At 38.3% G+C, this 14,213-nt stretch carries 9 protein-coding genes and 1 other RNA gene; 4 read left to right on the top strand and 6 right to left on the bottom strand.

Translation table 11 applies throughout. From position 1 onward, the window contains the following. Nucleotides 1–258: 258 nt before the first annotated feature. The gene (locus AOC35_RS04095; protein ID WP_108645896.1) at nt 259–819 is read left to right on the top strand and encodes a VOC family protein; all 561 of its coding nucleotides are present in this window, start codon (nt 259–261) and stop codon (nt 817–819) included. Between the two features lie 19 nt (nt 820–838). Then, on the top strand, nt 839–1,831 hold the full coding sequence (locus tag AOC35_RS04100) for a Bug family tripartite tricarboxylate transporter substrate binding protein (protein ID WP_159077471.1): 993 nt from the start codon (nt 839–841) through the stop codon (nt 1,829–1,831). 31 nt (nt 1,832–1,862) lie between these two features. Here AOC35_RS04100 and AOC35_RS04105 read toward each other — a convergent pair whose 3' ends face one another. From AOC35_RS04105 to trxA, 5 genes are all read right to left on the bottom strand, one after another. Then, the gene (locus AOC35_RS04105) at nt 1,863–3,254 is read right to left on the bottom strand and encodes an MATE family efflux transporter (protein WP_108645898.1); all 1,392 of its coding nucleotides are present in this window, start codon (nt 3,252–3,254) and stop codon (nt 1,863–1,865) included. Nucleotides 3,255–3,263: 9 nt separating this feature from the next. Further along, nucleotides 3,264–4,934 (bottom strand): ArnT family glycosyltransferase, encoded by a 1,671-nt coding sequence (locus AOC35_RS04110; RefSeq protein ID WP_245898419.1) that lies wholly within the window; start codon nt 4,932–4,934, stop codon nt 3,264–3,266. Nucleotides 4,935–5,053: 119 nt separating this feature from the next. Next, a complete protein-coding gene (locus AOC35_RS04115) occupies nt 5,054–5,326 on the bottom strand; it encodes a type B 50S ribosomal protein L31 (protein WP_108645900.1) in 273 nt (90 codons plus the stop codon). 161 nt (nt 5,327–5,487) lie between these two features. Beyond that, nucleotides 5,488–6,750: a transcription termination factor Rho gene (gene rho / locus AOC35_RS04120; protein WP_108645901.1), complete on the bottom strand. Its 1,263-nt coding sequence runs from the start codon at nt 6,748–6,750 to the stop codon at nt 5,488–5,490. Nucleotides 6,751–7,124: 374 nt separating this feature from the next. Next, nucleotides 7,125–7,451 carry a thioredoxin TrxA gene (gene trxA / locus AOC35_RS04125; RefSeq protein ID WP_108645902.1) on the bottom strand — a complete coding sequence of 109 codons (327 nt, stop codon included), beginning with the start codon at nt 7,449–7,451 and terminating at the stop codon, nt 7,125–7,127. A gap of 145 nt (nt 7,452–7,596) precedes the next feature. Here trxA and AOC35_RS04130 point away from each other — a divergent pair, with 145 nt between their 5' ends. Together AOC35_RS04130 and AOC35_RS04135 are read left to right on the top strand one after the other, a co-directional pair. Continuing rightward, nucleotides 7,597–10,494, top strand: a complete 2,898-nt coding sequence (locus AOC35_RS04130) for a PD-(D/E)XK nuclease family protein (protein WP_108645903.1) — start codon at nt 7,597–7,599, stop codon at nt 10,492–10,494. Then, nucleotides 10,433–14,053: a UvrD-helicase domain-containing protein gene (locus AOC35_RS04135; protein WP_108645904.1), complete on the top strand. Its 3,621-nt coding sequence runs from the start codon at nt 10,433–10,435 to the stop codon at nt 14,051–14,053. The genes AOC35_RS04130 and AOC35_RS04135 overlap by 62 nt, the downstream gene beginning before the upstream one ends. A 30-nt stretch (nt 14,054–14,083) precedes the next feature. Here the strand turns inward: AOC35_RS04135 and ffs are convergent. Further along, nucleotides 14,084–14,181, bottom strand: an RNA gene (ffs, locus tag AOC35_RS04140) — signal recognition particle sRNA small type. Nucleotides 14,182–14,213: the final 32 nt, after the last annotated feature.

Here is a 14,213-nt window from a genome sequence, read left to right on the forward strand (position 1 = left end):
GGTGAGGTGTCTCTCAATAGTTAGTGTTTAATCAATTTAGCAATATCATACGACATGATAAGATATTTTGAATTGAAAAGATTTCCTAAACAGTGATTAATTGTTAGGAGGTAAATTAAAAATAATTATAAATTAGGGGATTTATCATCTTGTTCACGAATTTAAAGCGCTTTCAATCGATCTTCAGTAAAGTGATTTTTGTAAATTGTTTAATCGGTTGGCACACCCTAAATAACAATATCAAGGCTGAGTAAACATATGTCAAAAACTTTGCAACATTTACCCCCAGAAGCAATTCAGTTAAGTCATATGGGTATTTTTGTCACAGATATTGTTTCAATGTCGAATTACTATCAAGAAGTATTAGATTTTAGGGTTACGGATCGTGGGCAGTTAGCTGATGTTGAGTTGGTTTTTTTAAGCAGAAACCCCCTAGAGCATCATCAAATAGTGATGGCTACTGGACGACCTTCAACCATCGATTTTTGTGTGGTTAATCAAATTTCTTTTCGGGTACCAAGTTTGGAGTATCTGCGGCTTTTCAAACAGCGAGCTTCTGATCATCCTGATACCAAAGACTGCGTGAGTATTTGCCACGGCAATGCTCTGTCCATTTATTTGCGTGATCCTGAAAACAACCGCGTTGAGATTTTTATCGACACGCCTTGGTACTGTGAACAACCCCATAGAGACATGATTGATTTAAATTTGCCGGATGACGAGTTAATGGCAAAAGCTTTAGCAAGTGCTCAGTCTCGCCCTGGGTTTTGTTTGCGGGAAGATTGGTTAAAAAAAATGAATCATTTAATGGGAGCTTAAATAACCAATGAAGATATTTTTGAATCAATTTAAAACTACAAATTTTTTAGCCCTCGTTACTGCCCTGGGGTTAATCACTTCTTTTACATTCTCAAGTAGTGTCAATGCGCAATCAACTTGGCCCAATAAACCAATCAAAATGTTATTAGGCTATCCTCCAGGCGGTGGTTCGGATATTGTGGCGAGACTGATTGCTAAGAACCTGGGCGACCGATTAGGACAAAATGTTATTGTTGAAAACCATGCTGGTGCAGGGGGAATTATTGCTGCCGATATGGCTGCTAAATCAACGCCTGATGGTTACACATTATTTTTCGTGCCAAGTGGACATGCCAGTATTGCCGCATTAAGACGTAAAAACTCCACCTATGATGCTGTCAATGACTTTACTTGGATCAGTACAGTGACCACTTATCCGCTCGCTTTTACTGTTGCACCAGACTCTCCTTTTAAGAGCTTTGATGAATTTCTGTTAGCAGCTAAAAAAGAGCCTGGAAAATATACCTACTCTTCCGTTGGAGTTGGCACCGCAATGCATATTATGGCTGAGTGGACTTTTTCTGAGGCGAAGGTTGATGTGGTACATGTGCCATTCAAAGGAGGCACGCAACCTTTTCAGGAACTTCTCGCTGGCCGAGTAGATTTGATGATTGATACGATGACATTAACTGCTAACTTGCTAAAAGATAAGCGGGTGAGGTTGCTAGCTGTGACTTCTCCTAAAGGAATGAGCCCCATTCCAGGTGCTGCAACTGTTGCGGATTCTTTGCCGGGAGTGCAATTCGAATCCTGGTTAGGGATTGCGGCTCCTGCAAACCTACCAACCGAAATCACAACTCGTCTCAATAAAGAAATCATTGCGGTGGTGAACCAACCCGATGTCAAACAAAAATTAACTGATTTTGGTGGTAAGCCCCAGGCTAGTAGTTCCGTGGAGTTTAAAACCAGAGTGCAACGAGATATTGATAATTTAAGTAAGGTTGTAGATGCCAGGGGAATTACTGCTAACTAACTTCCAAGTTCCTTCCCCAAGTGGGGCGGAACTATGTATTGAGCTGTAGTAGTTTTTTTCTAGCAGTCATTTTAAAGAGCATCAGTAAGAAAAGCGCAGCGATGCCCAAACTGATGCTATTTCCTGCCCAAAATCCTTTTGCTCCTTGCAATATCTCGGGGACATGAGGGATTTTATTAAAAGCCATTAAGTAACCGCCAAGTAGTCCAATTCCCCAAAGTGAGCCTGCATAAATCACCATTGGCCAAAATGCCACCTTATATCCACGTAGGATAAACGCTGCTGTGACTTGCATTGCATCACTGATTTGGTAAATAGCAATAAAAAAGATGAGTTGTTTAGCAATCATTCGGGCTTCATCTCTAGGTGCATATAAGCCAAGTAGGGCATCCTGAAAAATCCAAACTAGGGCACCAATAACGACACTGACAAAAACATTAAAAATCACCGCTGACCAACCCACTTCTTCAGATCGCGTATATTCTTTTGCACCCAGATGTTGGGATACAACCGTCATGGTTGCAATCGATAAGGAGAGGGGGACCATATAAATCACAGTGCCCATATTGGCAATGATTTGATGTCCCGCTAAAACAGATGTACCAAATCTAGCAATAAACAATGCCATAAAAGCAAAAGAGGTAACCTCAATTAGATAACTAAAACCAATCGGTGCACCCAGCTTAAGAATTTTCCATATTCTTTTGAGATTTGGCCGACTAAAAGTAGTAAATATATGGAATTTTTTATAGGCTGAACCATTCCAAATAATGATGGTTAAAGTAATGACCCAAAACCATTGAACAATGGAAGTAGCAATTGCACAACCTGGACCGCCCATTGCAGAGATGCCAAATCCACCAAAAATAAATAAATAATTGAGAGGAATTTTTAAGCCCAAGCCAATCACTTGAAGCCAGGTAATCATTTTTGGCAAGGATATTGCATTATGAAGAGCAATATAGGTTCGCATGATCATATTTGCTGGTGTTGAAAAAGATAAGATCATTAAATAGAACTTTGCTTTTTCTGCAATCTCTGGTGAAACGTTACCAATCTCAATAAACATCTCGGGATGATTTAAAACCAACATCCCGATCCCAGCCAAAATTAAAGAAAGCCATAATGTTTGCCGGGTTTCTTCACCGATGGCTTTATATTTTTTTGCCCCAAATAACTGGCCACCAATTGGATTGAGAGCGGATAAAATGCCTGTCAAACCAACATATATACTAATAAAGATGGAGGCTGCCATACCCAGTGCTGCTAAGTCGTCCGTGGAATACCTAGCAGTCATTGCTGTATCCATGACTCCAAAAGTAATAATGGCTAGTTGACCCAAAAGTATTGGAATTGCCAACTTAAGTATTTGTGGAACGTCCCGACGTAAGCGAGAAAATAGTGGAAGTTTGGATGTCGACATATTAGTAATTTATGGTTTAGTACTGACTCGATAGAGCCTTAATCTTTCGTCTCGATCGCTATCACGGCGATCTTCCCATACTAATTCAAGTTGATGACGATTCAGAACTTCTGATGCTCGCGCCTCTTCTGAAGAGTGTGTTAATTTGTAATCACAATTCTCATCATCTTTTAAATTAAGTGAAGTAAAGAAATGAAATGAAGCTAATTGAGCGTCACCTAAAAATGTACTATCAACGCACTTAGCATCTTTTGGTAAAGCTTTTAAGAACCGCATAGCAACTGGTTGATAAGTTTTTGCGTAATTGATGGTAGGTAGCCATAAACTCATTAGTAAGACCCACAATAAAATCGTTCCGCTAGTTGAAATAATTAAGCATCGCCAAATCACTTTGGGTGCTCTTGAGGTTCGCCAACGGACAATTGCGAACCAAATAGCGGTGATAATTAGCGCAAAGAATAAATCTAAAAAACTAAATTGAGCAACAAAACCTGGCAGATAACGTGCGACATTATCTGCTGTAGATTTCGGATATCCAGTCATTTTGGCAAACCATATCACCCAAATAAATGCACCGGCAAGAGTGAAGGTTAATAAAGACAACCAGTCAATAAAACTAATCAAACCCCTACGTAAAAATGGTAAGCCGAAGCTAGCAAGGATTGCCATTGGTGGTAAGAGCAACATTAAATCGCGCTCGCTCAAATCTTTGTAAAGTAAAAACAAGATCATCTCAGCCACAAATAATAGGCCAGGAATGACCAAGTGAGCTGCGTTAATACCGGATTTACCTTTGGTACTCCATAAATAGATACTCCAAAAGCTGAGTGGCCAAACGGGCCAAGTATATGCCCAAAAATTAATGGTTAAAAATTCCAATGAATTGATGGAGATGCTTGCTTGTAGCTGGTCTCTACCTAGCCAAATAAACCATGCGTTGGTAATTTTTTCTGGTGATAAACCTGCTTGGTACCAAAGTATTGGCCAAAAAGAAAGACCAATAACTGTCACCAAAATAGATCCAATCAGCCAACCAATTAATCGTTTATTAGGGCGAGTATAAAAGCCTAGACAGGCAGCAACCCAAAGAAAGATTGCTGTCCATAGCATGCCTGATAAACCAATTGATATCATGCCTAGGCCAGAAATGATACCTCCTTGCCAAGGTTTGTCATAGCTTCTAACAATGCCATAAATCAACCAGGTAAGTCCAAGTAGTTCAACTAAAAGTGGTGAGGCTTCATGCACTCTTTGGGCTAATCCTACACATGCTAAAAAGATTAATAGTGCTCCATCAGCCACTGTCTTGCCATATTCTTTAGGGCTAGGTTGTCCTCCCAGGGCAAATTGCATTGGTTGCACTTCAGATCTTCTGCCTAATAAATAGCTTGCATACCAAATACTGATTGAACTTAGAACAAAGCAACAGCCTGAGACCAATCTCGCTGAGTTTACTTCTCCAATGATTCCACCAAAATACTTGATGGAAATAGCACCTAACCAATAAGGTAATGGGGGGCCTACTAAAACACCACGACCTTGTAGGTTCGGTAAAATCCAATCCATGAAACTACCATGTGCCAAAGTCCACATGACACCAAAGCCCACAGCATCATCGTTTTTCCAAGGGTCATGTCCAAATAGCCCAGAAAAGGCATAAATCAACGTGATCGTAAGCATAATCCACCTCGGAATAGAGGTGGTTGCGTCAGAAGTTAATTTGATGGGATTTTGCATATTAACAATAAAAAAGGCAGCAAAGGTAATCCTTTGCTGCCTGATTTCTGTAGGTTTTTAGCTTAGCTCTTTGTGCTTGACTTAGCGCCTGCTTTAGCACCAAACTTCTGACGGAATTTCTCAACTCTACCAGCAGTATCCATAATCTTCTGGGTACCAGTGTAAAAAGGGTGAGATTCTGATGATGTTTCAATCTTGGATAATGGATACTCTTTGCCATCTTCCCATTTGATGGTTTCACGAGTATTAATCGTGGAGCGTGTTTTGAAACTGAAGTTGTTTGATACATCAACAAAAACAACTTCTCTGTAATTTGGGTGAATTCCGTCTTTCATGTTTGATCCTTATTGTTTAGGTAGCCTTTACACATTGCACATCTAAAAGCATGTTAGAGGTGTAAAACTTTCCAGATAAATGACTATTATGACACAATTTTACTGTTTTGTAGAGCCATAAATTGAATTAAAGGCCTGGAAAAGTGATTAAATCTTCCTACTTATCCACCACGACGCATTAAATCAAAGAACTCGGCATTATTTTTAGTGGATTTTAACTTATCAACAATAAAGTTCATCGCCTCAACATCATCCATGTCTGAGATCAGCTTTCTGAGGACCCATATTTTTTGCAAAATATCAGGTTTGATGAGTAATTCTTCACGACGAGTGCCAGATTTATTCAAATTAATTGCTGGGTAGACTCTTCTTTCAGCTAAGCGTCTTTCGAGATGTACTTCAAGGTTACCGGTACCTTTAAACTCTTCATAAATCAAATCATCCATCCTACTGCCGGTTTCAATCAAGGCAGTTGCGATGATGGTTAATGAACCACCTTCTTCAATATTTCTAGCAGCTCCAAAAAAGCGTTTAGGACGTTGCAGGGCATTTGCATCGACACCACCAGATAAGACTTTGCCAGAGGAAGGGACCACAGTATTGTAAGCACGTGCTAGACGAGTGATCGAATCTAAAAGAATGATGACATCCTTTTTCATTTCAACTAAACGCTTTGCTTTTTCAATGACCATTTCAGCAACTTGAACGTGCCTTACTGCAGGTTCATCAAACGTCGATGCCACTACTTCACCGCGAACAGAACGTTGCATTTCTGTAACTTCCTCTGGACGCTCGTCGACTAAAAGCACAATTAGAATAGCATCTGGATGGTTTGCAGCAATTGCATGTGCAACGTGTTGCATCATGACCGTTTTACCTGATTTAGGTGAGGCAACAATCAAACCCCTTTGACCAAATCCGATCGGAGAGATCATATCGATAATTCGACCTGTTAAATTCTCCTCAGCTTTAATATCGCGTTCTAACAACATCGGACGGTCGGGATGTAATGGCGTCAAGTTTTCGAACATAATTCGATTTTTGAGAGCCTCAGGGGCGATATCGTTGACTTTATCGACCTTTACCAAAGCAAAGTAACGCTCACCTTCCTTTGGCGTTCTAACTTCACCTTCAACTGCATCGCCAGTATGAAGATTAAAGCGACGAATTTGAGCTGGAGAAATATAGATATCATCCGGAGAAGCTAAATAAGAGGATTCCGGTGACCTTAAGAAACCAAAACCATCAGGTAACACCTCTAAAACGCCATCGCCAAATACGGTTTCACCGTTCTTGGCCCTGTTTTTTAAGATAGCAAACATCAGTTCTTGTTTGCGCATCCTTTGGGTATTTTCAATTTCAAGTGATGCAGCCATCTCGAGTAGTTGAGAAACGTGCAGGATTTTTAATTCAGTTAGTTGCATAAATATATAAACAGTTAAATGTGGGGAGTCTGAGGCGAGTGGTCAGAATTAGAAGGAGGATAGGTAGGAAAATGAAGTTAAATTAAAGTCAGTAGAAAATAAAAAAATCTAAAGATTAAAAAGAGGCGTTAAATCAAGGTTTAGTAAGACTATAACGAACAAGGAAAAGTAAGATGTTTTTGGTTCAGCAACCAAGTCTAGCGAAGAAAACAGGCAATAAACTTGAATAAGTCTGGGTTCAGATGTTGAATCAGCGTTTATGGGATGATTCTAACACTATTTAAAGTGTGTCCTACATTCTTGTTAAATATACAACACACTCTAGCAAAAAAAATTCTAATGATGTGGCTAAATCAATCTGATAAGGCCATATTTTACAAATGTGAATCGATGAATGCAGTCAATTGTGATTTAGCTAAAGCACCGACTTTTTGTGCTGCAACTTCACCGTTTTTAAATAAAATTAATGTTGGGATGCCACGGATTCCAAACTTTAAAGGAACGGCTTGATTTTCATCCACGTTAATTTTAGCAATTTGAATTTTATCGCCATAGTCTTTTGCTACTTCTTCAAGAATGGGGGCAATCATCTTGCAAGGACCACACCATTCTGCCCAAAAGTCTAGAAGAACTGGTTTGGTTGAGTTGGTTACGTCTTCTTCAAAAGAACTATCGGTAACGTATTTAATTCCTTCGCTCATAAAGCTTCCTTAATTAACTGTGTAAGTAAAAGTTGATATTATTTTCTAATTCCTTATTCTACATCTGTTCTAAAAAAATATCTAAGGCTCACTTTTTGATGCTGATTAATGATTTAATAAAACATTACCCAAAACTAAAACAATAATGCCCATCGAAAAGATTTCATTTCAACCGAACCAAGGTGCTCTAGAGCAAATTGCTGATCATATTTGGGAAGTATCGAAGCGATATCTTCAAAGACCTCTTGTTATTCTGAGTACTTCAGGTCCCACATATCAACTACGACAAATTTTAGAGTCTCAAAGACCTACTCCTTGCCCCATTGAGCTGGCATTTTTACCGACACTATTTGGTTTGGATCAGTGGTTAAATTTAACATCAGATTTGCAAAGCACCCAAAATGTATTTTCTGATTTTCAACGATGGGAAATTGTCTTTAAGCAATTGGAGATTCATCAAGAAATTAGTGCAAGACTTGGTGTTCATGGTGATGCTAGCAAATGGGCCCTGAGTCAATCGATTGTGCAGGGGTGTGATTATTTATCAAGTGCATATTTATCTTTGACTGAAGTTAAAGAGGGTGGCCGAGACATTCACTTAGGTAATATTGAATCCTTGTTTCAGGAGGCGTTAAAACGCGCTTATCCAAACTCGGAACACTTTGTCTTACCAGAAGCAAATATCTTACTAACCTTTTGGAAATATATTAGTACGATCCAAGATGCTCCAGTTAGGAGACAACTTTCTTGGAAATTTAGAATTCAAGAATTAATTGAATCAAAGCAATTGCCGCCATTAATTTGGGTTGAATTTACTCAAGTTAAAGGAGCTGAATTAAAAACCCAAGAGGAATTTTTATCACAATATGGACAACTTGGTCATGTTTATCGCTTAACTCCAGACTGGAAAGAGATCGCATTATGGCCAGAGGCTTTCAGTTTAGAAAGCCCATCTTTATCCGAGGAACAAAAACAATCGTTAGTGCAAACAAACCGGAAAGCTGTCTGCAAAGATCACTGGCATTTAATGTCACCGCCAAGTTTTGAGAAATTGGCTTGGGCAACAGTTCAACGAGTTGCCCTTCATGTAAAAGAGGATCGTAAAAATATAGCTATTATTGCTCAGGATCGATTGGTGGTCAGGCGAGTCAGAGCATTATTAGCCCGTTACGTGGGTATTTCCATTCAGGATGCTACTGGTTGGAAACTCTCAACGACTGGGGTTGCTGCCGCAATTAATAGTTGGATTGAGATCGTTAGAAGTCCCGAAGGGCCAAACTTACATCAATGGATGGGGTTTCTTAAAAATCCTTTGATCGAGTGGTCTGAGGTCATTAAAAAGATAGATCCAAATTTTGACTTGGCGCAAATCGATAATTGGATGAATTATCTAGATCAGCAACTTTTAGAACGAATGGATGGCGTTGGATGGAGTGCCTTAATCAATGCATTTCAGAGAAAATCAGCCGATGAAAGGATATTTGGTAGCGAATTCAATACCGAAACTTTTAATACCCTTTCCCTAAAAGTGATCCAATTTTTGACTCTCAAATGCCAAGAATGGCAGGGACAGTTTCAAAATGGAAGTTTTTATTCGCATCTACTGTTAACACAACTTCAACAATTGGAGATGGCGAATAAACTAGAAAAAGATGAAGCTGGTCAAACCTTTTTGGGTCTAATCGATGACTTAATGAAGATGAATGCTGTAAAACTTCAAGCAAACAGTTGGTTTAGTTTGTTAGATTTAGGTATGGAAGAGTCATCTTTTACAGAAAAAACCAATAAAAGTGCTATCAATATTTCGATTATTCCTCTTTCCGCCATGAGACTGCATCAATATAAAGCGGTCATTGTGGTTGGTTGTGATGATGAACATTTCCCTAGTAAAAGAAAAGAAGGTTTAATTTTTTCAAAAAGTTTAATGAGAGAACTTGGTCTTTCTTCGATTGAAGATGATTATCAACAACAAGCAAGAGATTTATCTCAATTGATGCAATCCCATCAGTATGTCGATTTTTTATGGCAAGAGTATCAAAAAGCGGGTGAAAAAAATCGTCGAACCTCTTGGTTAACCCGACTGATTAGTAGTATTGACGGCTTTTATGAAAAGAGTTTTCAAGTTGAGATTAACTCAACAAGTTACTCCCCAGTAAAAAAATCTAACGTGATCCTGGGGGGCGAACATCCTTTATTGCCAAGCCAATTAAGCCCAAGCTCTTATAAAACTCTGCGCGAATGTCCCTATCGATTTTATGTCACTAGATCTCTAAAAATATCCTCACCTAAAGCTTATGCAGAAGAATCAATCTTTGGCGAAATTGGACAACTCCTACATACAGTTTTAGATAAGTTTTATCGAATCTTAAAAGTTGAGAGTGAAGTGAATCAAGAGTTAAGTTTAGGGGGAGAGTATCGGCGTGCTTGGATGATTCAAAAATTAACAGAAATTTCTAATGCTGAATGGTTAAGCTTAACCCAAAGTAATGGTAAGTATGTTGGTAATCAGTATCTTTGGAACGAACAAATTGAAACCTTCATTAATTGGCAGTTGGATCATGAAAAAGAGGGGTGGTTAGTTTATCAATCTGAGGCACCTTTCGAATACGATTTTAAAATTAACGATTCATACAGCATTAAAATTCGAGGAAAAATTGATCGAATTGATCTTCGCGATGAGCAAGCTCTGGTCCTTGACTATAAAGTTCAAGGTCAAAAAAAGTTACAGGATAGAGATGAACATTTTAATGATGATCCACAATTATTAATGTATGCAATGGCACTAGATCAACAATCTATCGGTTCGACTCACTCAGTTAATGAAGTAGAGTGGGTCAGTCTAAAGCCTGATGCAAATGATAAAGAAATTTATCTTTCGAAAGAGGTGACACGCGAACTGAGGAGTGAAATAGAAATTCAAATTCAAAAAGATTTTCAATCCATTTGGCAAGGTAAGCCACTAATTGCTAGTGGTCCAAACCATGTTTGTCAATATTGTGATGTCAGAGGAATTTGTCGGAAAGGCATGTGGAATAATGAATGAGCATCAAGAAGTGATAACTGTAGATTCTGAACCCGATCAATCAATTGCCATTAAAGCTTGTAATCCTGACATCTCCATTGTCATTGAAGCCTGCGCTGGAAGTGGTAAAACCTGGATCTTAATTTCCAGAATTTTCCGCCTACTTCTAAGTGGTATTGCGCCACACGAAATTTTAGCGATTACCTTTACACGTAAAGCAGCACAAGAAATGCGGGATCGATTAGAAAAAATCCTGATTGACTTTACAACATTTGATGATCAGCAAATTCGTAAAGAGTTACTTGACCGAGGTATTAAAGAAAGCGATATTGATGCAAATATTCCTCGAGCTCGTGCCTTGTTTGAAAAGGTCTTGTCTAATCCACAAGAAATATCGATTGATACCTTCCATGGTTGGTTTAGTAAGATTAGCCAAGCCGCCCCTTTGACTTCAGATATAAATACTCAAGGGGTAGTTCGAGAGGATCAAGCTCGAATGATGCAAGAAGCAATGGAAGTTTGGTGGGAAAAACTCGGTAAAGGTGAGGGGGAATTTGCCGAATTAAAAAACACATATTTAGAATTATTTGACCAACTCTCGCCAAGTCAACTTAATGCCTTGATTGTCGGTAAATCAAGTCTGTTACAACAAAAAGCAATGTGGGATCTATTTGAACAACATTGTTTAGATCAAGGCTCTAGTGTTCAAGAAGTGTTAGAGAGGCAATTTCCCATAGCTAATAAACCGAATCCACTTCTTGATATGTTGGATGAAAAGAAATTTGATTGGGCAGGACTCGAAGAAGTGGCTCAATATTTAGTTAATGGTGGACCTGAGGATCAAGAAACTTCAACTGATATTTTAGATATCATTTCTAAGAAAGAGTCTAAGGTTGATTCATTAGTTTTGATTGATCTGCTTGATCAGTTTTTATTTACGAAAGATAAAATAAAAAAGCCCAGATCGAAATTATTAAAGAACTCTACAGCAGTTAAAAAATTTCTAAAGAGTAATCAAATCTCTCATTTTGAAGAGAAAATTTTAAAAATATTTGCAGATTGGATTGGCCATTTTGAAAATTACCAACTCTGGCGCATTGAAACAGAGCTAATCAAGCTAAATTTGAATTGGCTGGACCTGGCTAAATCAGCCGCTGATCACTATCTTCGATTCAAGAAAAACAATCGTGTGCTTGATTTCAGTGATTTTGAATACAATGCCTATCGCTTAATGTCTGATGAAAAAACTGCTTCTTATTTACAAGAGCGTTTGGATGCCAAATATAAACATATTTTGGTTGATGAGTTCCAAGATACGAATCCTCTCCAATGGCAGATTTTGAAGTCTTGGTTAGATGGATATCAGGGTGTAAGTGAAAAACCTAAAATCTTTTTAGTAGGAGATCCAAAGCAATCAATTTATCGCTTTCGAAGAGCGGATGCTAGGTTGTTTAATGAAGCCAAATCTTATTTACATCAAAATTTTGGCGCAATTCCTTACGGTCATTCTGAGACACGAAGGAATCCTCCAGAATTAATTAATCTAGTCAATAATTTGTTCTTTAAAGTGAAGGAAAAGATTACTGATTATCCATTTGAAGAACATTCTACTTTATGGAAAAATCCTTCAGAGCAGCATATTAAAGCGCAGGTTTTCTGCTTACCATTGATAGATCAACTTGAGTTGCCTTCTGAAATTGATTCCCGCAATCCATTCGAAACGCCCATGATCGATCGGAATTTGAAAATTGACTCTATTCAAAGCGAAGACGAAGCAAGGCAAATTGGTCAACTCATTCTGCAGTGGCGCGAAACTGAGTGGGTTATTCCGGATACAAAGGAAGGAACACAGCCAAGGAGACCAAACTTTGGCGACTTTTTAATTCTTATTCGGGTAAAAAAACACTTACAAGTGATTGAGAAAGTGTTTAACCAATTAGGGATTCCCTGCGATACGCCAAGAACCGGTGGCTTGCTTCAATCTCTCGAGGCAGACGACATTCTTGCTTTACTGAAAACTCTATTAATTCCTGCCAATAATTTAACTCTAGCCCATGTTTTAAGATCGCCGATTTTTTCTTGTTCAGAGAAAGACCTTGAAGAATTAGCGATTTATGCGAAAAAATATCATCAAAATTGGTGGGCCGCATTACAAGTTGTTAGCAATGCTAATTTGAAGAAGGCCTGTGTGAATTTAAATGCTTGGAGAGATCTAGCAAAATTTTTACCAGTGCATGATTTATTAGATCGGATTTATCACGAAGGAAATATTTTGCAGGTTTATGCAAGCGCATCTCCGGCCTTAATCCGTGCAAAGGTATTAGCCAATTTAGAAGCTTTTTTATTGCTTGCTTTAAATACAAATGCTGGCAGATATCCTTCTTTAAGTCGTTTTATTGATGAATTAGAAATTCTTTCAAAAGGGGATCTTCAAGATAGTCCAGATGAAGGAGAAATGCAAGAAGAGGCGAGTGATCAAAATGAGGATATGCCTGATTCATCGGTTGAAGATTCTCGATTTGTGAGAGTCATGACGATTCACTCTGCCAAAGGACTTGAGGCACCTTTTGTATTTTTAACAAATGCAAATACTAAAGGAAAAAAGACCGATAGTAGTGCTGTGCTATTCGATTGGCCATTGGGTAAGACAACTCCACAAGGCCTTTCGATCTATAAGTCTAAGTTGAAATCAGAGTATGTGGATCGTTTACTTGCCATTGAAAATGAAATTGCCAATAAAGAAAACTGGAATTTACTCTATGTTGCCATGACCAGGGCTAAACAATGTTTAGTTGTTTCAGGCCTTGGACGGAAAAAGACGACGAATAATCTTTCACTTGTTAATGATGAATCTTGGTATGGCTCTCTAATTGATGCTGGCATGTCAGAAATGAATTCTGAAGAATTGATGAAGCTAGTTAGCCAGACAGATAGTGAATCACTTGTAAAGTTAAAAAATACAACTACGATTGCTGATGAGTTAAACGTTACCTTTCCAGTATTACCTAAAATACCAACTGCAATATTGATTGATCCATTAGCGCAAAAGAATGAAGATCTAATCGAAGCTAAAGATAATCATTCTCCCTCTTATGCTCAAGAGTTAGGTACGGCAATTCATTTGATTCTGGAAAGGCATCTGAATGAGGTAGACCGTCGCAAAATATTTACAGCCTTACCGGAGGTTTCAGTTTTACAAAATTGGTTAAATATTGATGCCAAATTGATGAATGAAGCTTTTCAAGCTGCGCAATCCATTTTGTCCCAACCACATTTATTAAATTATTTTGATCCTAGTAAATACCTTAATGCTTGGAATGAGTTGGATCTAATTGATGAAAATAGTAATTTATTTAAGGTCGACCGCTTGGTTGAGTTGCAAGAAAAACTAGTCATTCTTGACTACAAATTGAATATCCCAGCACATGGTTCTGAGGCACTTCTTAAATACGAAAATCAAATTCAGAAATATGCAGAAATAATTCGAAAGCTAAGAGGAGATAAGTTGGTCGAAGGGTATTTAATCGATCAACATGGATCTATTTATAAGGTTAATATAAATAATTTAATTGTTGAATAATCATAAAACTGATGCATGCAAGGATGTTAGTGGGACGAGCCATACCCCCGGCACTATTGGGTAATGGGTTTGGCTGCTTCGTTCCCGACCTGACCAGATTGCCATGCCAATATGCGGGGAGGCCCGTCTTAATGATATTGTACCCTGTTGCTTGTTAGAA

This window comes from Polynucleobacter rarus, from assembly GCF_003072505.1.
In the GTDB taxonomy this organism is placed as follows: Bacteria; Pseudomonadota; Gammaproteobacteria; order Burkholderiales; family Burkholderiaceae; genus Polynucleobacter; species Polynucleobacter rarus.